Source organism: Pseudomonas cuatrocienegasensis (assembly GCF_900110925.1).
In the GTDB taxonomy this organism is placed as follows: Bacteria; Pseudomonadota; Gammaproteobacteria; order Pseudomonadales; family Pseudomonadaceae; genus Aquipseudomonas; species Aquipseudomonas cuatrocienegasensis.
In genome coordinates, this window is the sequence record NZ_FOFP01000006.1 from 73,989 (window position 1) to 94,880 (window position 20,892).

General features: G+C 63.1%; 18 protein-coding genes. 6 read left to right on the plus strand and 12 right to left on the minus strand.

Going from position 1 to position 20,892, the window contains the following annotated elements; genetic code table 11:
• Positions 1-16 precede the first annotated feature (16 nt).
• Positions 17-1,576 (plus strand): AmpG family muropeptide MFS transporter, encoded by a 1,560-nt coding sequence (locus tag BMW49_RS10355; RefSeq protein ID WP_069517803.1) that lies wholly within the window; start codon positions 17-19, stop codon positions 1,574-1,576.
• 125 nt (positions 1,577-1,701) lie between these two features.
• Here the strand turns inward: BMW49_RS10355 and BMW49_RS10360 are convergent, their stop codons facing one another.
• Complete coding sequence (locus BMW49_RS10360; protein WP_069517805.1) at positions 1,702-2,538, minus strand: mechanosensitive ion channel family protein; 837 nt, start codon at positions 2,536-2,538, stop codon at positions 1,702-1,704.
• A gap of 135 nt (positions 2,539-2,673) precedes the next feature.
• Positions 2,674-3,153 (minus strand): YajQ family cyclic di-GMP-binding protein, encoded by a 480-nt coding sequence (locus tag BMW49_RS10365; RefSeq protein WP_069517807.1) that lies wholly within the window; start codon positions 3,151-3,153, stop codon positions 2,674-2,676.
• A 151-nt stretch (positions 3,154-3,304) separates the two neighbouring features.
• Here BMW49_RS10365 and BMW49_RS10370 point away from each other — a divergent pair, with 151 nt between their 5' ends.
• The 4 genes from BMW49_RS10370 to BMW49_RS10385 are packed head-to-tail and all read left to right on the plus strand — an operon-like array spanning position 3,305 to position 7,828.
• Entirely contained in the window at positions 3,305-4,267 is a 963-nt protein-coding gene (locus BMW49_RS10370) for a GGDEF domain-containing response regulator (protein ID WP_069517809.1), read from the plus strand.
• Positions 4,264-5,181 carry a putative 2-dehydropantoate 2-reductase gene (locus BMW49_RS10375; protein ID WP_090390930.1) on the plus strand — a complete coding sequence of 306 codons (918 nt, stop codon included), beginning with the start codon at positions 4,264-4,266 and terminating at the stop codon, positions 5,179-5,181. Before BMW49_RS10370 ends, BMW49_RS10375 begins: the two co-directional genes overlap by 4 nt.
• Positions 5,182-5,225: 44 nt before the next feature.
• On the plus strand, positions 5,226-7,244 hold the full coding sequence (locus BMW49_RS10380; protein WP_069517814.1) for a HAMP domain-containing sensor histidine kinase: 2,019 nt from the start codon (positions 5,226-5,228) through the stop codon (positions 7,242-7,244).
• 2 nt (positions 7,245-7,246) lie between these two features.
• On the plus strand, positions 7,247-7,828 hold the full coding sequence (locus BMW49_RS10385; RefSeq protein WP_069517816.1) for a cob(I)yrinic acid a,c-diamide adenosyltransferase: 582 nt from the start codon (positions 7,247-7,249) through the stop codon (positions 7,826-7,828).
• Between the two features lie 170 nt (positions 7,829-7,998).
• On the opposite strand, the gene BMW49_RS10390 is transcribed toward BMW49_RS10385, so the two are convergent.
• The 7 genes from BMW49_RS10390 to BMW49_RS10420 form a co-directional block, all read right to left on the minus strand.
• Entirely contained in the window at positions 7,999-8,892 is an 894-nt protein-coding gene (locus tag BMW49_RS10390; protein ID WP_069517818.1) for an RluA family pseudouridine synthase, read from the minus strand.
• A 51-nt stretch (positions 8,893-8,943) separates the two neighbouring features.
• Entirely contained in the window at positions 8,944-9,891 is a 948-nt protein-coding gene (locus BMW49_RS10395; RefSeq protein WP_069517820.1) for an AEC family transporter, read from the minus strand.
• Between the two features lie 55 nt (positions 9,892-9,946).
• Positions 9,947-10,900, minus strand: coding sequence for a Nudix family hydrolase (locus BMW49_RS10400; protein WP_069517822.1), 954 nt, complete (start codon positions 10,898-10,900; stop codon positions 9,947-9,949).
• On the minus strand, positions 10,897-11,529 hold the full coding sequence (locus BMW49_RS10405) for a glutathione S-transferase family protein (RefSeq protein ID WP_069517824.1): 633 nt from the start codon (positions 11,527-11,529) through the stop codon (positions 10,897-10,899). Before BMW49_RS10405 ends, BMW49_RS10400 begins: the two co-directional genes overlap by 4 nt.
• 118 nt (positions 11,530-11,647) lie before the next feature.
• Complete coding sequence (gene argJ / locus BMW49_RS10410; RefSeq protein WP_069517826.1) at positions 11,648-12,868, minus strand: bifunctional glutamate N-acetyltransferase/amino-acid acetyltransferase ArgJ; 1,221 nt, start codon at positions 12,866-12,868, stop codon at positions 11,648-11,650.
• A gap of 127 nt (positions 12,869-12,995) precedes the next feature.
• The gene (gene secA / locus BMW49_RS10415; protein WP_069517828.1) at positions 12,996-15,731 is read right to left on the minus strand and encodes a preprotein translocase subunit SecA; all 2,736 of its coding nucleotides are present in this window, start codon (positions 15,729-15,731) and stop codon (positions 12,996-12,998) included.
• Positions 15,732-15,849: 118 nt separating this feature from the next.
• Positions 15,850-16,779 carry a M23 family metallopeptidase gene (locus BMW49_RS10420; RefSeq protein ID WP_069518105.1) on the minus strand — a complete coding sequence of 310 codons (930 nt, stop codon included), beginning with the start codon at positions 16,777-16,779 and terminating at the stop codon, positions 15,850-15,852.
• Positions 16,780-16,859: 80 nt separating this feature from the next.
• On the opposite strand from BMW49_RS10420, the gene BMW49_RS10425 reads away from it, so the two are divergent.
• Positions 16,860-17,315, plus strand: coding sequence for a DciA family protein (locus BMW49_RS10425; RefSeq protein ID WP_069517830.1), 456 nt, complete (start codon positions 16,860-16,862; stop codon positions 17,313-17,315).
• Positions 17,316-17,383: 68 nt separating this feature from the next.
• Here BMW49_RS10425 and lpxC read toward each other — a convergent pair whose 3' ends face one another.
• The 3 genes from lpxC to ftsA form a co-directional block, all read right to left on the minus strand.
• Entirely contained in the window at positions 17,384-18,295 is a 912-nt protein-coding gene (gene lpxC / locus BMW49_RS10430) for a UDP-3-O-acyl-N-acetylglucosamine deacetylase (protein WP_069517832.1), read from the minus strand.
• A gap of 112 nt (positions 18,296-18,407) precedes the next feature.
• On the minus strand, positions 18,408-19,589 hold the full coding sequence (gene ftsZ, locus BMW49_RS10435) for a cell division protein FtsZ (protein ID WP_069517834.1): 1,182 nt from the start codon (positions 19,587-19,589) through the stop codon (positions 18,408-18,410).
• 57 nt (positions 19,590-19,646) lie between these two features.
• Positions 19,647-20,891 (minus strand): cell division protein FtsA, encoded by a 1,245-nt coding sequence (gene ftsA, locus BMW49_RS10440; RefSeq protein ID WP_069517836.1) that lies wholly within the window; start codon positions 20,889-20,891, stop codon positions 19,647-19,649.
• Position 20,892: the final 1 nt, after the last annotated feature.

The window sequence follows — 20,892 nt, forward strand, 5'->3', positions numbered from 1 at the left end:
GCCCAACTCCCTCTCAATGCCTAGAAAAAGCTGGCGCGAAGCCCTCGACGCCTACTCCAGTCCTTCCACCCTGGTGCTGTTGCTGCTCGGCTTCGCCGCCGGTTTGCCGTACATGCTGGTGTTCTCGACGCTGTCCGTGTGGTTGCGCGAGGCCGGTGTGGCCCGCGAAACCATCGGCTTCGCCAGCCTCATCGGCCTGGCCTATGCCTTCAAATGGGTCTGGTCGCCGCTGCTCGACCAATGGCGCCTGCCGCTACTGGGACGCATGGGCCGGCGCCGCTCCTGGCTGGTGCTGTCACAAGTGCTGATTGCCATTGGTCTGGCCGGTATGGCGCTGTGCGACCCGCAAACCCACCTCACCTGGCTGATCGCCCTGGCGGTGCTGGTGGCCTTCGCCTCGGCCACCCAGGACATCGCGGTGGACGCCTACCGCCTGGAAATCGTCGACGACACCCGCCAGGCTGCCCTCGCCGCCAGCTATATGGCCGGTTACCGGGTCGCCGCCCTGCTCGCCACTGCCGGTGCGCTGTATTTTGCCGAGGGCTTCGGCTCCACCGTACTGCTGTACCAGCACGCCGCCTGGGCAGGCACCTACCTGCTGTTCGCCCTGCTGATGCTGCCGGGCCTGCTGACCAGCCTGTGGATGCGCGAACCGGCTGTGCCGCTGCGCACCCAACTGGCCGCCGGGCGCTATGGTTTCAGCCACCAGATCGCCTCGGTGTTGGTGTTGATTGTGCTGCTGGTGTCGGTCCCGGCGCTGTTCACCCAGCTTTACAACACCGACTTCGAAAGCGTGATCAATGGCCAGGCGAGCCTGCTCGATCTGCTGCTGGAAGACCGCGCCTTCCTGCGTGCCCTGCTCTACGCCATCCTCACCAGCCTGTGCCTGTCGACCATGGGTCGGCGTGGCCTGGCGCCGGTGCTGACGCCGGTCAACGACTTCATCCTGCGCTACCGTTGGCAAGCCCTGCTACTGCTCGGGCTGATCGCCACCTACCGCATGTCGGACACGGTCATGGGCGTGATGGCCAACGTGTTCTACATCGATCAGGGCTTCACCAAGGACCAGATCGCCAGCGTCAGCAAGCTGTTCGGCCTGGTCATGACCCTGCTCGGCGCGGGTATCGGTGGTTTGTTGATCGTACGTTTCGGGATTCTGCCGATTCTGTTTATCGGCGGCGCCACCTCGGCGGCGACCAACCTGCTGTTTCTCATGCTGGCCGACATGGGCCCGCACCTGCAAATGCTGATCGTCACCATCAGCGCCGACAACTTCAGCGCCGGCCTGGCCACGGCGGCGTTCGTCGCCTACCTGTCGAGCCTGACCAACCTCAAGTTCTCGGCCACCCAGTACGCGCTGCTCAGCTCGATCATGCTGTTGCTGCCACGGCTGATCGGCGGTTATTCCGGGGTGATGGTGGAGAAGCTCGGCTATGCCCAGTTCTTCCTGGTCACCGCTCTGCTGGGCGTGCCGACCCTGATACTGATCGCCCTGCAGTGGCGCCGCGAACGCCGTGATGGCGCCCTGGTGCCCATCGAGCCGGAAGCAGAGACGGGCTCAAGACCACGGGCTTAACCCGTAGGGTGCGCCGCGCGCACCAACGCCGCCCAGTGAGACGCTGACCAAACAAAAAACGCACGGCACCCTGAGCCTCAGGATGCCGTGCGTTAGCCAACGCCGCCCATGGGGCGACGGCGTATTCAGGCTTGCGGGGCGATCATGTGCACCACGCGCTGCGGGAACGGAATACCGATGCCGACGTCCTTCAGGCGATCACGGGCATGCTCATTGAGCATAAACATCACATCCCAATAATCGGCGGTCTGCACCCATACACGCAGGGAAACAGTGATTGCGCTGTCACCCAGGGTCGTGACCACCGCCTGCGGCCCTGGCTCGGCCAGCACACGTGGGTCCTTGGCCAGCTCCAGCAGCACTTCACGCACCTTCTGCAGGTCCGCCTCGTAATCGACACCCACATCGAAAATCACCCGCCGCGTTGGCTGACGGTTGTAGTTGATGATGGTGTCGTTGGACAGGTTGCCGTTGGGCACGATCACCGTTTTGTTATCGCCGGTGCGCAACACGGTGTGGAAGATCTGGATACTGTCGACAGTGCCCATCACACCCTGGGCCTCGATCCAGTCACCAATGCGGAACGGACGGAACAGCAGAATCAGCACGCCGCCAGCAAAGTTCGCCAGACTGCCCTGCAACGCCAGGCCGATGGCCAGGCCAGCCGCACCAATGGCCGCGATAAACGAGGTGGTCTCGACACCGATCATTGAAGCCACACTGACCACCAGCATGATCTTCAAGGCGATCCCGGCCAAGCTGCTGATAAAACCGCGCAGGGCCTGATCGGTATTGCGCAGGGCCAGGAGCGCGCTGACTCGGTCGCTCAGTTTGTTGATCAGCCACCAGCCAATCAGCAGGGTCACGATGGCCAACAGCACCTGGCTACCGTACTGCACCAGCATCGGTATCCAGGTTTGCGACGTGGCAATGAGCTGATCGAGCTCAGCGTTTAAATCCATGGGTAATTCTCCTGTGCGAATGACGCGCGGCAGCGCCACAGTGAATGCGGTAACGGGCACGTTGCACCCGTTACCGGCGGACAAGGCCTGAACCTTGGTGTGCCCTCAAGGCACGCAGGTTCCGCGCAGCGGGGATCAGTCGCGGAAGTTGTTGAACTGCAACGGCATACCAAAATCTTTCACGCGCAGCGCAGCAATGGCTTCCTGCAGGTCATCGCGTTTTTTGCCGGTGACCCGTACCTGCTCGCCCTGGATGGCGGCCTGGACCTTGAGTTTGATGTCCTTGATGTGCGCGACGATCTTTTTCGCCAGCTCCTTGTCGATACCTTCACGCAGGATCACTTCCTGCTTGACGCTCTTACCGGACGGATAGGCATCCTTGAACTCCAGGCACTGCACGTCGATCTTGCGCTTTACCAGGCTGAGCTTGAGAATCTCGACCATCTGCTCGAGCTGGAAATCGGCATCGGCAGTCAGGTTGACCGTGAGGTCCTTGAGTTCAAAGCTGCCTTTGCCACGCAAGTCATAACGGCGCTCAAGTTCCTTCATGGCATTGTCGATAGCATTAGTCACTTCGTGTTTGTCCAGTTCGGACACCACGTCGAATGAGGGCATGGGTTTCCTCCAGATAGACGGTGCAACCCGACTCACGGGCGGGAAACACCTGGCTTGACGATAAAAACACCCGGCCATTATATATCCGTAGTGACACACACTGCCCGGCGACGTTTCCGGGCTTCGCGATCCCCCTCACGAGCCTGCCTCCATGCCCAACCCCCATCTCAGCATCCTGGTGGTGGACGACGCCAAGTTCTCCAGCGCCATGATCGGCCGTGCCCTGAGCCAGGCGAGCTATCAGGACGTGCGCTTCGCCAGCAGCGCGGCCGAAGCCATCGCCCTGCTCGAGCAGCGCCCGGCCAGCGTGGTGCTGGCCGACTGGCTGATGCCGGAAATGGACGGCCTGGCCCTGACCGGACACATTCGCCAACTGGATGAAATGACCGATCACTACACCTACGTCATCCTGCTGACCGGCAAGGAGGGTGAAAACGTATTGGGCGAGGCGTTCGACCGCGGCGTCGATGACTTCATCAGCAAGGCGGCGATGAACGAGCAACTGGTGCCGCGCGTCTACGCCGCCGACCGTCTGTGCAACACCCTGCAGCGCCTGCTGCAGGAAAATCGCCTGCTCACCGGCAATATCGCCAGCCTGGAACAACGCAACCTGGTCGACTCGTTGACCGGCCTGGGCAATGCCCGCTACCTGCTGCAAAAGTTGCACGACAGCCTGCGCCAGATCGAATCGCGCGGTGGCGCGCTCTGCTATCTGCTGATCGGTCTGGCAGACGCCGACGCCCTGCGCCAGCAGTATGGCCAGCTGTTCTACAACGAGCTGCTGCACGGGGTCGCTCGGCGCCTGCAGCAACTGGTGCGCCCGCTCGATGTGCTGGTGCGCCTGGATGACGGCCACTTCGCCCTGATCACCCTGATCGAAGATCTGCAGGAGTGCTCGCCAAGCAGCTTCAAACGCCTGCACGAGGGCATCAACCTCAAGGCCTTCAAGACCAGCGAAGGCTTTATCAGCCTCAAGGCCGGCATCAGTCTGGTGGGGCTGGACAGCAAAGGGCTGCCCGTTATCCCTGAGACCCTGATCAACCACGCCATGGCCCTGCTGCCCGACTCCTATGGCAGTGGCCGCGTCGCCGCCATGCGCCTGCCGCTGAACTGATGGCCGTCTGGCACATTCTCGGGGCCGGCAGCCTGGGCAGCCTGTGGGCCGCGCGCCTGGCCCGCGCTGGCGAAAGCGTGCAGTTGCTGCTGCGTAACGAAGCGCGCCTGGCCGACTACCAGCGTGCCGGCGGTTTGACCCTGATTGAGCGCGACCAGCCGCAGCACTACCCCATTCCTGCCACGACCCTTGAGCAGGCGCCGCCCATCCAACGCCTGTTGCTGGCCTGCAAGGCCTATGATGCGCCAGCCGTGGCCGAGCGCCTGGCACCTCACCTGCTACCAGGTGCCGAGGTAATCCTGCTGCAGAACGGCCTGGGCAGCCAGGACGAGGTCGCCCGGGCGCTGCCCCAGGCGCGCTGCATGCTCGCCTCCAGTACCGAGGGCGCCTATCGCCCGGCGCCCTGGCAGGTGGTCTTTGCCGGCCAGGGCCATACCTGGCTCGGTGACGGCCAGGCCAGCACCGCCCCCGCTTGGCTGGCCAGCCTGGACAACGCCGCCATCCCGCACACCTGGACAGCCGATATCCTCAGCCGCCTATGGCGCAAACTGGCACTTAACTGCGCGATCAACCCCCTGAGCGTGCTGCACGACTGCCGCAACGGCGGCCTGCTCGACTACCCCGACGCGCTGGCCACACTCTGTGATGAACTGGCGCAACTGCTGCGCGCCAGTGGCCAGGCTGCTGCCGCCGAAGGCCTGCTGGCGGAGGTAATGCGAGTGATCCAGGCGACGGCCGCCAATTACTCTTCGATGCACCAGGACGTCAGTCGCGGGCAACGCACCGAAATCAGCTACCTGCTCGGCTACGCCTGCGCCCAGGCCCATGCACAGGCGCTCGACCTGCCCCATCTCCAGGCACTGCAACAGCGCCTGCTCGACCACCTGACAGCACGCGGATTGCCGCGCCACTGAGCCGCGCGTTACCCTGCCGTTCCCCTTTGTCGAATCCGATTGCCATGCCGCTGCGCCAGCGCCTCGAAAACCTTCCTGTCGGCCGCAAGCTGCTCGCCGCCTTGCTGGTGCTGTTGACCGCCGTGCTGCTGGTGGCCAACCTGGCTTTTATCAGCGCGGCCTACTGGATCTCCCAGGAAAGCGTCGCGCCCCAGGCGCTGCACACCCTCGGCCGGCTGATCGCCAGCCCACCCTTGAGCCAGGAAGCCCTGAGCTCGGCCGATGCCGCCCAAGGCCTGCTGCAACGCCTGGACGATTATGCACCGCTGCGCGCCGCGGCGATCTACGACAACCAGGGCCTGCTGCTGGCCGAGCTGCAACGCGGCGGCATGCTTGAACTGCCGCCGCGCGTAGCCGACCTGGAGCGCTGGCGCCTGAGCGAGTTCCGCGCCAACCAGGTGGTCGAGTTGCCACAACCGGGTCGCCAGTCCGGCTTTCTCCTGCTGGTCGCCTCCAGCGAACTGCCGGGGGCCTTCTACACCGGCACCCTGACCGCCAGCCTGGTGATACTCGCGCTCAGCGTGGTGCTGTGGCTGGTGGTCGCCCGGCAGATTCGTCGCCTGGTGACCAAACCAATCCGCAAACTTGAAGAGCTGTCGCGTCAGGTCACCCGCGAGGAGAACTACGCGTTGCGCGCCAAGCGCGGTAACCGTGATGAACTCGGTAGCCTGGCCGAAGCCTTCAACACCATGCTCGAACGCATCGAGGCCCGCGAGCAGCAACTCAAGCGCGCCCGCGACGAGGCCCAGGGCGCCTATGACAAGGCGCAGAACCTGGCCGAAGAAACCCGCCACTCCAACCGCAAACTGGAGCTGGAAGTGCAGGTGCGCAGCAAGATCGAGAAGAAGCTCACCGGCTTTCAGAATTACCTCAACAGCATCATCGACTCCATGCCCTCGGCACTGATCGCCCTGGACGAGGAGCTCTACGTGACCCAGTGGAACCAGGAGGCCAGCGCACTCTCCGGCAACGCCATCGACGAGGTGCTCAACCAGCCGATCTTCCTCGCCTTCCCGCACTTGAAGCCCTACCTGCCGCACCTCAAGCGTACCGCTGAAAAACACCAGGTCGAGAAGATCGAGCGTGTCACCTGGCCCGGCGATGACGGCCCGCACCATTACGCCCTGACCTTTTACCCGCTGATGGGTGGCACCGGTCGCGGTGTGGTCATCCGTATCGACGACATCACCCAGCGCCTGCGCCTGGAAGAAATGATGGTGCAGTCGGAGAAAATGCTCTCGGTCGGTGGCCTGGCCGCCGGCATGGCCCATGAGATCAACAACCCGCTCGGCGCCATCCTGCACAACGTGCAGAACATTCGCCGGCGTCTATCGCCTGGCCTGGAGAAGAACCGCGAACAGGCAGAGCAGACGCAGGTCAGCCTGGATGCCATCGACCGCTACCTGGTGGCCCGCGAGGTCCCGCAACTGCTCGACGGCATTCAGCAGGCCGGCACCCGCGCGGCGAAAATCGTCAGCCACATGCTCAATTTCAGCCGCCGCAGCGACCGCCAACTGGCACCCTGCGAGCTGCCGGCGGTAATCGACCAGGCCGTGGAAATCGCCAGCAACGACTTCGACCTCACCGACAGCTTCGACTTCAAGAGCCTGGTCATCGAACGCGAATTCGACCCCGCCTTACCCCCAGTCCCCGGCACCGCCAATGAACTGGAACAGGTGCTGCTCAACCTGCTGAAAAATGCCGCCCAGGCCATCCACCAGCGGCCGGACAGCGACATTCCAGGGCGCATCGTGTTGCGTACGCGGCTGCTGCCGAACTGGGCCGAAGTGCAGGTCGAGGACAATGGCATGGGCATGCCGGAAGTCGTGCGCAAGCGCATCTTCGAGCCGTTCTTCACCACCAAGGAGGTGGGCGAAGGCACCGGGCTCGGCTTGTCGGTGTCCTACTTCATCATCACCAACAACCACAAAGGGCAGATGGAGGTGCAGTCGAAACTCGGCGAAGGCACCTGCTTCACCCTGCGCCTGCCGCTGGCGGCTGGCGCCCCCCAGAAGAGGTCATGACCATGGGCTATCGCCTGTCAAAAATCTACACCCGCACCGGTGACGGTGGCGAAACCGGCCTGGCCGATGGCCGTCGCGTAACCAAGGACCACCCGCGCGTGGATGCCATGGGCGAGGTCGACACGCTCAACAGCCACCTCGGCCTGCTGCTGGCCGAGCTACAGACTGCGCGGGCTGACTGCGCCGGTCTGGATGAGCTGATCGAGGTGCTTGAACCCTGTCAGCACCGCCTGTTCGACCTCGGCGGCGAGCTGGCGATGCCGGAGTATCAAGCCCTGCAGCCCCAGGAACTGGAGCGCCTGGAAGCGGCTATCGACCGCTGGAACGAGGAAGTCGGCCCGCTGGAGAACTTCATCCTGCCCGGCGGCTCCCGTCTGATCGCCCAGGCCCACGTCTGCCGAGCCCTGGCCCGCAGTGCCGAGCGCCGTTGCCAGCACCTCAACGCGGTGGAGCCGTTACGCGCCATCGGCCTGGCCTACGTCAACCGCCTCTCGGACCTGCTGTTCGTCGCCGCCCGGCTGATCGCCCGGCGCCAGGGCATCGCCGAGATCCTCTGGCAGGCCGCGCCAAAAACCACAGACTAGTGTCGCAACACGGATCATTTGTCGCTTTCTGTAGGAGCGAATTTATTCGCGATATATCTTGAAAACGCTGAAAGCGTCGCGGCTAAAGCGGAGCGCCGCCCAGTCTCTCCCACGCAGCCTGGCATTGACCGACACTTGATGTGAGACGCCACAATCACCGGTTACGCCGCTCAAAACAGACTGAGGCGACTCTCGAACTGGCGGGCCTGGCCCGTCACCGGGTCGCTGAAGGCCAGGCTGTGGGCCAACAACTTGAGCGGCTTGCTGTAATCGTCGGGGCTGTCCGGGGTAGCCGTCACCTGCGGGTAAAACGGGTCATTGAGGATAGGTGCACCCAGCGCCGCCAGGTGCACGCGTAACTGGTGCTTTTTGCCGGTCACCGGGTAAAGCGCGTAATGCCAGCGTTCCTCCAGCCGCCCAATCACCTCGATGCGCGTCTCGCTATTAGGAACGCCATCGACCTCCTGCATGCGAAAGAACGGCTCGCCCGGCCCCAGACGGGTGTGGCGCAGCAGCGGGAAGGCCAGCTGTGGCAGGGCCGGCGCCAGGGCTTCATAGCGCTTGTCGATGCGCCGCTCGCGAAATAGCGCCTGGTACAGGCCACGGCTGGCCCGGTTGGTGGAGAACAGCACCAGTCCGGCGGTATGCCGGTCGATGCGGTGCAGCGGCACCAGGTCGTCGTTACCCAGCTCGCGGGTCAAACGCGCCTGCAACGTCTGCTCGACATAGCTGCCCGAGGGCATGACCGGCAGAAAATGCGGCTTATCGACCACCAGCAAATGCTCATCAACATGCAGCACCTGGGCCTCGAACGGGATCGGCGTTTCTGCCGGCACTTCACGAAAGTAATGCACCTTGAGCCCGGCCCGGTACGGATGCTCGGCGGTCAGCGGGGTGCCATCGGCACTCAATACACGACCACGGGCCATGCGCTCCAGCCACACAGCCCGCTCGATTGCCGGGAAATGCGCGCACAGGCAATCGAGCACCGTGCTCCAGTTGCCAGGCGGCAGGTGCAGGGTGCTGGGGCGCATATTGGAAGGCGAACGGGCAGTGACGGTCATGGGCGGTCTCGCGGAGCAGGCGCGCATTAGGCCGCAGCCCAGGTGCCGGCGTCAAAGGGGCGTAAGCCCGCCCTGCCGCTCGATCAGGTACAGGCACAGCGACAGGGTCAGCAGCGCGCCCAGGGTCGAATGCAGAATCGTCCGTGACACCACAGAGGCATCCCTCCGGTAAAACTCGGCCAGCATAAACGGCCCCGTTCCCGTCGGCAGCGCACTGAGCAACAGTGCGGAGTACGCCCACAGCGGTGGCAGCGGTAGCAGGTGAAACGCCAGCACCCAGGTAATCAGCGGGTGAGCCACCAGCTTCAGCGCCACCAGGGCATGGCTATCCTGGGCCGACTGCGGCTGCTTCTGTGCCAGGAACAGGCCAAGGGCGATCAGCGCACAGGGCGCCGTGGCCGCAGCCAACAGTTCGAGAAACCGCTGCAGCGGGACCGGTAGCGGCAGCCCACCCATGGCCCACAGACCACCGAGCAGCGGCGCCACCACCAGCGGATTACGCGCCAGTGCCAGAGCGACCTTGAGCACAGCACGGCCCAGGTGTTTCTCGCTCTGCAGGGCCACCTCGATGCACACCACGGCCAGGGCGAAGAGCACGCAGATCACCACCAGGCTGCCGACCAATGCGGGCGGCAAGCCAGCATCGCCGAACACCATCAGGCACAGCGGGATGCCCATATAGCCGGTATTCGCATAGGCGGCGCCCAGGCCCTGCACGCTGGCATCGGCCAGGCCAATGCGGCGCAGGCGCCAGAGCAGCGTAACGACGAACACACTCAAGGTCGACAGGCTGTAGACCAGCACGAAACGCGGTTCCCACAGCGTCGACCAGGCGGTGGTGGCCGTGGCCTGGAACAACAGCGCTGGCAGGCACAGCCAGACCACCATGCGGTTGATCTCCGAGGCGGCGCCCGGGCCGAGCACGCTGAGGCGACGGCAGGCGAAACCGACAAGGATCAGCGCGAAGACCGGCAGAATAACCGTGAAAACCGAGGTCATAAGGCTTCAGCGCGCCACACTCGCCCCACACAGTTGCCTGCCAGGCTGACGCCCATCAACCGGCCTTATCCGCTGGCCAGAACGCGCGTATCCCGGCGACGCCCTGGGCGCCCACCGACCAGGCCTGCTGCAGATCGCCCGGCCCCACTCCGCCCAGCACATAGGCAGGCATATTCACACCTTGCAGCCAGTCCGCCACCTGCGCCCAGCCCAGGGGCACGGCGTCAGGATGGGTCTGGGTGGCCTGCACCGGCGACAGGGTGATGAAGTCCACGCCCATGCGCGTAGCCAGTTGCAGCTCCTCGATACTGTGGCAGGAGGCTGCCAGGCGACGCTCCAGCGGGAAGGGTCGACCGTGCTCAGCGTACTTGCGCAACTGCTTGGCAGTCAGGTGCCAGCCGGCCGCGGGAAAATCCCCCAGCCATTCCAGGGGGCCCTTGAGCATCAGTTGCGCCTTGCCGGCACACAGGCCCTGAATATCCAGGGCCAGGTCGCGGTACTGGGCATCGAACATGCCCGGTGCACGCAGCTGAATCAGTTGGATACCCGCCGCCAGCGCCGCGCGCACACCGCGAATCAGCGCATCGGGCGACAGCTCCTGCGGGGTGATCAGGTACTGCGCTGGCAGCCGCGCGGCCATGACGATGGGCGCATTGGCCGCCGGAAAGCTGTAATCATTGAGCTGTCGCGGGCTGACCCAGGCCAGCGGCTGGCCTTCGGCGCCATGGGGCTCACCGTCGAACGCCGAGACCTCCCAGACATCCAGTAGCACCTGCTTGTCCGGGTAGTCATGACGCACCTGGATCAACGGGCGGGCGCTGGTCGGGCGAATGCCCAACTCCTCTTCCAGCTCGCGGGCCAACGCAGCCTGCACCTGCTCCCCTGTTTCGACCTTGCCACCGGGAAACTCCCACAACCCGCCCTGGTGCTGATCCTCGCCGCGCCGGGCAATCAGGATGCGCCCGTCGGCACCGCGAATCACTGCGGCGGCTACATGTATACGCTTCACGCCAGTTGTTCCTCCTGGGCGGCTTGATACCAGCGCTGGAACGCCGGCCATTGATAGATCGTCTCGACATAGGCGGCCGCCGCTGCCGGCAGCGCCACCTGATAGCTGCGCAAGCGCGCGGCCACGGGCGCAAAGAAGGCATCCGCCAGGCTCGGCTGGCCGAACAGGTAAGGGCCGTCCTGGCCGAAGCGCTGCCGGCACTCGGCCCACAGGACGCAGATACGCTGGATATCCGCCTCGGCATCGGCCGGTATGGCGGCGAGCGCTTGGCTGCGCTTGAGATCCATCGGCAGGTGGCTGCGCAAGGCGACGAAGCCGCTGTGCATCTCGGCGCAGGCACTGCGCGCCAACGCCCGGGCAGCGCGAGCCTGGGGCCACAGCTGGGCAGCGGGGAAACACTCGGCCAGGTATTCGGCAATCGCCAGGGAGTCCCAGATCGCGCCGTCTTCGCTGAGCAGCAGTGGCACCTTGCCGGTCGGCGAGTGCTGCAGGATCCTTGCGCGAGTATCAGCTCGATCCAGGGCAATCAGTTCCTCACGGTACTCAGCGCCCGCCAGCTCCATGGCCAACGCCGCCCGTAACGACCAGGACGAATAGGTTTTGTTGCCGATAACCAGAGTCAGAGACATGGGCCACGCTCACTGCAGAAGGGTCTGCCCGACCTTAAAAGGCCATACCCCGAATAGCAAATTCCCGCGGCTTATGGGGCCATAAGCAGCGGGAATGCAGATCGTCAGAGCGCTCGAATCAGGTGCGATACTCGGCGTTGATCTTCACATACTCGTGGGACAGGTCGGTGGTCCAGATGGTTTCGCTGCAGGTGCCACGGCCAAGCTCGATGCGAATGGTGATTTCCTCACGAGCCATCACCGCTGCGCCCTGCTCCTCGGTGTAACTGGCAGCGCGGCAGCCCTTGCTGGCGATGCACACCTCACCGAGGTAGACGTCGATCAGGCTGACATCCAGCTGCGCCACGCCAGCGCGACCGACCGCGGCGAGGATGCGCCCCCAGTTCGGGTCGGAGGCGAAGAGCGCGGTCTTGATCAGCGGCGAATGGGCCACGGCATAGCCGACATCCAGGCATTCCTGATGAGTCGCGCCGCCGTTGACTTCGACAGTGACGAACTTGGTCGCGCCTTCGCCGTCGCGCACGATTGCCTGGGCCACCTCCATGCACACCTCGAACACCGCGGCTTTCAGTTGGGCAAACAGCTCGCCGTTGGCCTGGGTGATTTCCGGCACAGCCGCCTGGCCGGTGGCGATCAGCATGCAGCAATCGTTGGTCGAGGTATCGCCGTCGATGGTGATGCGGTTGAACGACTTGTTCGCCGCATCGCGCAGCAGGTCCTGCAGCACACCCTGGGCGACCTTGGCGTCAGTGGCGATGTAGCCGAGCATGGTCGCCATGTTCGGTTTGATCATGCCGGCGCCCTTGCTGATGCCGGTAACGGTGACGGTGACGCCCTCGTGGACGAACTGGCGGCTGGCGCCCTTGGGCAGGGTGTCGGTGGTCATGATGCCGATGGCTGCATCGGCCCAGTTGCCTTCGCCCAGGTTGTCCAACGCGGCCTGCAGCGCGCCCTCGATCTTCTCGACCGGCAACGGCTCACCGATCACCCCGGTGGAGAACGGCAGCACTGCGCTTTCATCCACACCGGCCAACTGGGCCAGGGCGGCGCAGGTACGCGCGGCATTGTGCAGGCCCGGCTCGCCGGTGCCGGCGTTGGCATTGCCGGTGTTGGTCAACAGGTAGCGTACTGCACCGCCGAGCACCCGCTTGCGCGCCAGGATCACTGGCGCGGCGCAGAACGCATTGAGGGTGAAAACCCCAGCCACGCTGGAGCCTTCGGCGCAGCGCATCACCACCACATCCTTGCGCCCAGGGCGCTTGATACCGGCGGAGGCAATGCCCAGCTCGAAACCTGGGACCGGGTGCAGGGTGGACAGCGGGCCAAGACCAACAGCCATAGAGTGCGCTCCTTGTGCGATGCAGCAATGAAAGTCGATGGTAAAACGCCGCGAACGGTCAGACCGTTCGCGGCGTTGTCGAGGCAATAGCTATCACAGCTAGCGCCCCTGCCACAGTCAACTCAGATCAGCCGATCTGACCGTGGCAATGCTTGTATTTTTTACCCGAACCGCAAGGGCAAGGCTCGTTACGGCCGACCTTCTGCTCGGTACGTACCGGCGCAGTGGCGACGGCCACATCACCCTCTTCAGCCATTGCCGCCGGCTCAGCCAGGGCCGAGGCCTCGGCGTGCTGGAACTGCATGCGCTGGGCCAGTGCTTCGGCGTCACGGCGCAGACGCGCCTCTTCTTCGGCCGGATCTTCGCGGCGCACCTGAACGTGCGACAGCACGCGGATGGTGTCGCGTTTGATCGAGTCGAGCAGTTCCTGGAACAGGGTGAAGGACTCGCGCTTGTACTCCTGCTTCGGGTTCTTCTGCGCATAACCGCGCAGGTGAATGCCGTGGCGCAGGTGGTCCATGGTCGACAGGTGGTCTTTCCACAGGTCGTCCAGTACGCGCAGCAGAATCTGCTTCTCGAAGGTGCGCAGGGCCTCGGCACTGGCCTCGATTTCTTTCTCGTTGTAAGCCGTTACCAGGGTCTCGAGAATCCGCTCGCGCAGGGTTTCTTCGTAGAGCTTGTCGTCTTCGTCGAGCCACTGCTGGATCGGCAAACGCAGACCGAAGCCGGTGTACAGCGCCTCTTCCAGCCCGGCGATATCCCACTGTTCAGGCAGCGATTGCGGCGCGATGTGCTCGTTGATGATGCCGGTGAGCACATCGCTGCGGAACTCGCTGATGGTCTCGCCGATGTTGTCGGCAGCCAGCAGCGTGTTGCGCATGTGGTAGATCACCTTGCGCTGCTCGTTGGCCACGTCATCGAATTCCAGCAACTGCTTGCGCATGTCGAAGTTACGGCCTTCAACCTTGCGCTGGGCCTTCTCGATGGCGTTGGTGACCATGCGGTGCTCGATGGCTTCACCGGCCTGCATGCCCAAAGCCTTCATGAAGTTCTTCACCCGGTCAGAGGCGAAGATGCGCATCAGGCTGTCTTCCAGCGACAGGTAGAAACGGCTCGAACCCGGGTCGCCCTGGCGACCGGAGCGGCCACGCAACTGGTTGTCGATGCGGCGTGATTCGTGACGCTCGGAAGCAATCACATGCAGACCACCGGATTCGATCACCTGCTGGTGACGCTTCTGCCAATCGGCCTTGATCTGCGCGACCTGCTCGTCGGTGGGGTTTTCCAGGGCAGCCACTTCGACTTCCCAGTTACCGCCCAACAGGATGTCAGTACCACGACCGGCCATGTTGGTGGCAATGGTCAGGGCGCCCGGACGACCGGCCTGGGCGATGATCTCGGCTTCCTTTTCGTGGAACTTGGCGTTGAGCACCTTGTGCTCGATGCCTTCCTGGTCGAGCAGGCGCGACACGTATTCGGAGCTTTCGATGGTCGCCGTGCCCACCAGGATCGGCCGGCCCTGGGCCTGGCATTCCTTGATGTCGGTAACGATGGCGGCGTACTTCTCTTCCTGGGTCAGGTAGACCAGGTCGTTGAAGTCCTTGCGCGCCAGCGGCCGGTTGGTCGGGATCACGATCACCGCCAGACCGTAGATCTGATGGAATTCGAACGCTTCGGTATCGGCCGTACCGGTCATGCCGGACAGCTTGTTGTAGAGGCGGAAGTAGTTCTGGAAGGTGGTCGAGGCCAGGGTCTGGCTCTCGGCCTGGATCGGCAGGTTTTCCTTGGCTTCGATGGCCTGGTGCAGGCCCTCGGACAGACGCCGGCCCGGCATGGTACGGCCGGTGTGCTCGTCAATCAGCAGCACCTGGTTGTTCTGCACGATGTATTCGACGTTGCGGTGGAACAGCTTGTGCGCGCGCAGGCCGGCATACACATGGGTCAGCAGACCCAGGTTGTGCGCCGAGTAGAGGCTCTCACCCTCGGCCAGCAGGCCGACTTCGCTCAGTTGCTCCTCGATGTACTGATGCCCGGCCTCGTTGAGTTCGACCTGACGAGTCTTCTCGTCGATCTTGTAGTGGCCTTCCTGGGTGACTACGCCCTCTTCTTCCTCGATGTGCTGCTTGAGGAGCGGAATCAACTTGTTGATTTCGATGTACAGCTTGGAACTGTCTTCGGCCTGACCGGAGATGATCAGCGGGGTCCGGGCTTCGTCGATGAGGATCGAGTCGACTTCGTCGATCACGGCGAAGTTCAGCTCACGTTGGAACTTGTCTTCCAGGCTGAACGCCATGTTGTCGCGCAGGTAATCGAAACCGAATTCGTTGTTGGTGCCGTAGGTGATGTCTGCAGCATAGGCCGCGCGCTTCTCTTCCGGCGGCATGAACGGCGTGACGATACCCACCGACAGACCGAGGAATTCGTACAGCGGGCGCATCCAGTTGGCGTCACGACGGGCCAGGTAGTCGTTCACCGTGACCACATGCACGCCCTTGCCTTCCAGCGCATTGAGGTACACCGCCAGGGTGCCCACCAGGGTTTTACCCTCACCGGTGCGCATCTCGGCGATCTTGCCCTCGTGCAGGGTCATGCCGCCGATCAACTGAACGTCGAAGTGGCGCATACCCATAACGCGCTTGCCCGCTTCACGGGCCACGGCGAACGCCTCGGGCAGCAACTGGTCGAGGGTCTCGCCCTTGGCCAGACGCGCTTTGAATTCTTCAGTCTTGGCACGCAGTTGCTCATCCGAGAGCGCAAGCATCTTCTCCTCGAAGGCATTGACGGCCGTGACCGTCTTGAGCATGCGCTTGACTTCACGCTCGTTCTTGCTTCCAAAGAGTTTTTTCAACAAAGGCGCAAACATATCGACAGGATCTTCCACGCGTATGGATGGAGGGCGGCCCCGTGAGTCGCCCATGCAGCCTTCATGGCTGCGTGCGAAGGGGGCATTCTACCCGGAAACGAACATGAGGAAAGCGGCGTTATTCGACGCCAGTGACGCGGGCAATGTAGATAGCGGGATTGACCAGACGGCCATCCTTGCTGACCTCAAAATGCACATGGGAACCCGTTGAGCGCCCCGTGCTTCCCACCTTGGCGATGGCCTGACCACGGGTGACTAGGTCACCAACGGCAACCAGATTACGCTGGTTGTGCGCGTACAGGGTGACATAACCGTCACCATGGCTGATTTCCACCGTATTGCCGTACCCTCTACGACGATCCGATGCGGTGACGACACCGGCTGCCACGGCGACCACATCACTGCCCGCCTTGGCGGAGAAATCCACGCCCTTGTGCATGCTCAGGCGCCCGGTCAGCGGATCGCTACGCCGGCCGAAAGGCGACGACATATAGCCCTGCAGCACCGGCCGACCCGCCAGGTACTCGGCCTCCCCCAGACGCCGATCAGCAAGCAGTTGCTCGAGCACTTCGAGCTGCTGCTCACGGCTGTCCATACGCAGGCTCAGCTCATCCAGAGTGGTCATAAACGAGGGCGGCGCATAGGCCGAGGCGCCCAGCGCGTCATCCGGACCGCCCTGACCAACGTTCAGCGAGAAGTCGAACTCACTGGCATCCAGGTCGGCCAGCTCGGTGAGGCGCTCGCCCAGAGCATCGAGCCGGGTCAGGCGCGCCTGCAGTTCGGCCACATGGGCGGAGAAGGCATCGAGCTGGCGCTGAGCATCGAGACGCACGGCCCCGACTTCGGCGCGCTGCTCATCGAGCGCCTGGGAAACCTCGGCGGTATGCTGAACCGAAGCATCCGATTGCGGCGCCCATAAGGCGCCGACCGTAACACCACCGGCCAAAGTCGCGCCGACCAGCAACAGCGCGCCAGCGACCAGCCAGCGAACATCAAGGCTGAGCGAGCGCGCCGCACCATGGCGGCGGCTGAGCAAAATGATGTGCATGAAATCCCCTATCAAGGTGAGCACGGCCGACGGCAGCGAGTCTGCTACCATGGCGCTCTCACTATTCCAGGCGTCCTGCCATGTCTTTTCGTCCGTTGCCGGCCAAGGCTCCCGCCGCGCTGCTGCGTGAAGCCAAGCCGCTGAAAGCGCTGTTTCATCAGGCACAACGCCTGGATCATCTACAGCGTCTAGTGGAAAGCCAGTTACAGCCGGCAGCCCGTGCTCATTGTCGGGTTGCCTCCTGGCGTGAGGGTTGCCTGTTACTGATCGTCACCGATGGCCACTGGGCCACCCGCTTGCGTTATCAGCAGCGCCGGCTGTTGCGCCAGCTGCAGACCCTCGAAGAATTCGCGACCTTAGCGAAAATACAGCTCAAGGTGCAACCGCCAACGGTCGAAAGGCATGCAACCAACCCGCCGATGACGCTGTCCGATAGCGCCGCAGAAAATATCCAGGCCACTGCCGAAGGGGTCCGCGACCCGCGCCTGCGTGAGGCCCTGGAGCGCTTGGCCCGACATACCCGCCCGCGCGATTGACGCTTGAATGCAGAAAAAAAGAGGCCACCCGAAGGTGGCCCCGAAAACATAAGAGAGTGTGTGCTGTACTACACCGCCGCAGCCGGGCGCATGTAGGAGATCGGCGCGGTCAGCGGATCATCGAAGGTCACGACTTCCCAGGCATCCGTCTGCTCGATCAGCGAGCGCAACAAACGGTTGTTCAGGGCATGGCCGGACTTGAAGCCGCGGAACTCGCCAATCAGGCTGTTACCGAGCAGGTAAAGATCGCCGATCGCATCGAGAATCTTGTGTTTGACGAACTCGTCCTCATAACGCAGGCCGTCTTCGTTCAACACGCGGTTCTCATCAACCACGATGGCGTTATCCACACTGCCGCCGAGCGCAAGGTTCTGCGAGCGCAGAAACTCGATGTCACGCATAAAACCAAACGTGCGCGCACGGCTCACCTCTTTAACGAACGAGGTGCTGGAAAAATCGACACTGGCCGACTGGGTGCGGTCGCGGAACACCGGGTGATCGAAGTCGATCTCGAAGCTCACCTTGAATCCTTCGAAAGGCACGAAGGTGGCGCGCTTGTCGCCCTCCTCCACCGTGACTTCACGCAGGATGCGGATGAACTTCTTGTGGGCGTCCTGCTCTTGCAGACCTGCCGACTGAATCAGGAATACGAAGGGACCGGCACTGCCGTCCATGATCGGGACTTCGGGTGCGGAGAGCTCGACGTAGGCGTTATCGATGCCCAGGCCAGCCATGGCCGAAAGCAGGTGCTCTACCGTGTCAACCTTGATGTCACCATTGACCAAGGTGGTCGACATGGTGGTTTCACCGACGTTGCCAGCACGCGCGGCAATTTCCACGACAGGGTCGAGGTCGGTACGACGGAACACGATCCCAGTGTCCACCGGGGCCGGCTTCAGGGTCAGGTATACCTTCTCCCCGGAATGCAGGCCGACGCCGGTGGCACGGATGATGTTCTTCAGGGTGCGTTGTCTGATCATGGGTCTGGCCGCTATTGCGCTAGTTGCGAATTGTTTTCAACAATGGCCGGCGATAATAGCAGAACCGACCTTTGCTGAACACCAATCACCCCAATACTCCTGATAGCTTTCATCAATCTGCCTGACGACGCAGGAAGGCTGGAATGTCCAGATAATCCAGATCGTCCTGCGGGTTCAGCTTGGCCGCAGTCGCGCCGCCGGCATGGCTTTGACGCTGCACGGTGGGGCGCTCGTAATCCTTGTAGTTGACGCTCTGCTCACCGCGAGACGGAGCCTGCTGAGCGGAGGCAGCAGCCACCTGGACGGTGTTATCGATAACCTTGACCGGCTTCTCCATCTTCGCACCCAGACCGGTGGCAACCACGGTGACATGCAGCTCATCGCGCATATCCGGGTCGATCACGGTGCCGACTTTGACGGTGGCGTGCTCGGAGGCGAATTGTTCGATGATGTTACCCACGTCGGAGTACTCACCCAGGGACAGGTCTGGACCGGCAGTGATGTTCACCAGGATGCCACGGGCGCCCTGCAGGTTGACGTCTTCGAGCAGCGGGTTGCGGATGGCTGCTTCGGTGGCTTCACGTGCACGGTTCGGACCGCTGGCGCAGCCAGTGCCCATCATGGCCATACCCATTTCGCTCATCACGGTCTTCACGTCGGCAAAGTCGACGTTGATCATGCCGGGACGCTTGATGATGTCGGAGATACCGCGCACGGCACCGGCCAGCACATCGTCAGCCTTGGCAAAGGCGGACAGCAGGCTTGCGTCCTTACCGAGGATGGTCAGCAGTTTTTCGTTGGGGATGGTGATCAGCGAATCGACGCTTTCAGCCAGGGCACGGATGCCTTCTTCGGCGATCTGCATGCGCTTGCGCCCCTCGAACGGGAACGGACGGGTCACCACGGCAACGGTGAGGATGCCCATTTCCTTGGCCACTTCGGCGATCACAGGCGCTGCACCGGTACCGGTACCGCCGCCCATGCCGGTGGTGATGAAGACCATATCGCAGCCTTGCAGCACTTCAGCGATACGCTCGCGGTCTTCCAGCGCGGCCTGACGACCGACTTCCGGGTTGGCGCCAGCGCCCAGGCCTTTGGTCACGCCTGGGCCGAGTTGCAGCACGGTGCGCGCACCGATGTTCTTCAGGGCCTGGGCATCGGTGTTGGCGCAGATGAATTCAACGCCTTCGATGTTGTTCTTGGCCATGTGATTGACTGCGTTGCCGCCGCCGCCACCGACACCGATAACTTTGATAACCGCGCTTTGCGGGATGTTGTCTACGAGTTCAAACATGATTTCTCTCCTTATGCTTTCTAGTTGTAACGCCTACTGCACACACTTTTTGAAACGTTAGAAGTTGCCTTGCACCCAGCGCTTGATGCGCTCGATGACGGGTAATTTGGGTTCGTCGTTGTAACCGCTTGCCGACAGGGAAATGCCATCGGTCTGCTTCTGCAGGCCGTACAGCAACAGGCCTACACCGGTTGAATAGATCGGGTTACGCACTACGTCGCCCAGGCCCCTGACGCCCTGGGGCATACCCAGGCGCACCGGCATGTGGAAGATTTCCTCGGCCAGTTCGACCGCACCTTCCATCTTCGCCGTGCCGCCGGTCATGACGATGCCGGCCGGGATCAGGTCTTCGTAGCCGCTGCGACGCAACTCGGCCTGGATCAGGGTGAACAGCTCGTCGTAACGCGGCTCGACCACTTCGGCCAGGGACTGGCGCGACAAATCGCGCGGCGGACGATCACCGACGCTCGGTACCTTGATGGTTTCCCCGGCACCGGCCAGTTTGGCCAGGGCGCAGGCGTAGCGAATCTTGATTTCTTCGGCGTACTGGGTCGGCGTACGCAGGGCCATGGCGATGTCATTGGTGACCTGATCGCCGGCAATCGGGATCACCGCGGTGTGGCGGATCGCGCCTTCGGTGAAAATGCAGATGTCGGTAGTGCCGCCGCCGATATCCACCAGGCACACGCCCAGCTCTTTTTCGTCATCGGTAAGCACGGCATAGGCCGAGGCCAACTGCTCAAGGATGATGTCGTCGACTTCCAGGCCGCAGCGGCGCACGCACTTTTCGATGTTTTGCGCGGCATTTACGGCGCAAGTAACCACGTGCACCTTGGCTTCCAGACGCACGCCAGACATACCCAGGGGCTCGCGTACGCCTTCCTGGTTATCGATCACATAATCCTGCGGCAGCGTGTGCAGCACGCGCTGATCGGCCGGAATGGCCACGGCCTGGGCGGCATCGAGCACGCGCTCCAGGTCGGCCGGGCTGACTTCACGGTCGCGGATGGCGACGATGCCATGGCTGTTGAGGCTGCGAATGTGGTTACCGGCCACACCGACAAAGGCCGAGTGGATACGGCAACCGGCCATCAGCTGGGCTTCTTCCACCGCACGCTGAATCGAGGCCACCGTGGACTCGATATTGACCACCACGCCCTTCTTCAGGCCACGGGAGGGATGGGTGCCGATGCCGACGATTTCCAGCTGGCCATCAGCCGTCACCTCGCCCACCAGCGCCACCACTTTGGAGGTACCGATATCGAGGCCGACGATCATCTTGCCGCTCTGCACATTTGCCATG

Coding starts and splice junctions, on each gene's coding strand:
- argJ (WP_069517826.1), bottom strand. CDS start 12,868: ATGGCTGTTGGTCTTGGCCCGCTGTCCACCCTGCACCCGGTCCCAGGT.
- secA (WP_069517828.1), bottom strand. CDS start 15,731: ATGTTTGCGCCTTTGTTGAAAAAACTCTTTGGAAGCAAGAACGAGCGT.
- BMW49_RS10425 (WP_069517830.1), top strand. CDS start 16,860: ATGTCTTTTCGTCCGTTGCCGGCCAAGGCTCCCGCCGCGCTGCTGCGT.
- ftsZ (WP_069517834.1), bottom strand. CDS start 19,589: ATGTTTGAACTCGTAGACAACATCCCGCAAAGCGCGGTTATCAAAGTT.
- BMW49_RS10395 (WP_069517820.1), bottom strand. CDS start 9,891: ATGACCTCGGTTTTCACGGTTATTCTGCCGGTCTTCGCGCTGATCCTT.
- BMW49_RS10370 (WP_069517809.1), top strand. CDS start 3,305: ATGCCCAACCCCCATCTCAGCATCCTGGTGGTGGACGACGCCAAGTTC.
- BMW49_RS10385 (WP_069517816.1), top strand. CDS start 7,247: ATGGGCTATCGCCTGTCAAAAATCTACACCCGCACCGGTGACGGTGGC.
- ftsA (WP_069517836.1), bottom strand. CDS start 20,891: ATGGCAAATGTGCAGAGCGGCAAGATGATCGTCGGCCTCGATATCGGT.
- BMW49_RS10380 (WP_069517814.1), top strand. CDS start 5,226: ATGCCGCTGCGCCAGCGCCTCGAAAACCTTCCTGTCGGCCGCAAGCTG.
- BMW49_RS10405 (WP_069517824.1), bottom strand. CDS start 11,529: ATGTCTCTGACTCTGGTTATCGGCAACAAAACCTATTCGTCCTGGTCG.
- lpxC (WP_069517832.1), bottom strand. CDS start 18,295: ATGATCAGACAACGCACCCTGAAGAACATCATCCGTGCCACCGGCGTC.
- BMW49_RS10355 (WP_069517803.1), top strand. CDS start 17: ATGCCTAGAAAAAGCTGGCGCGAAGCCCTCGACGCCTACTCCAGTCCT.
- BMW49_RS10360 (WP_069517805.1), bottom strand. CDS start 2,538: ATGGATTTAAACGCTGAGCTCGATCAGCTCATTGCCACGTCGCAAACC.
- BMW49_RS10390 (WP_069517818.1), bottom strand. CDS start 8,892: ATGACCGTCACTGCCCGTTCGCCTTCCAATATGCGCCCCAGCACCCTG.
- BMW49_RS10365 (WP_069517807.1), bottom strand. CDS start 3,153: ATGCCCTCATTCGACGTGGTGTCCGAACTGGACAAACACGAAGTGACT.
- BMW49_RS10420 (WP_069518105.1), bottom strand. CDS start 16,779: ATGCACATCATTTTGCTCAGCCGCCGCCATGGTGCGGCGCGCTCGCTC.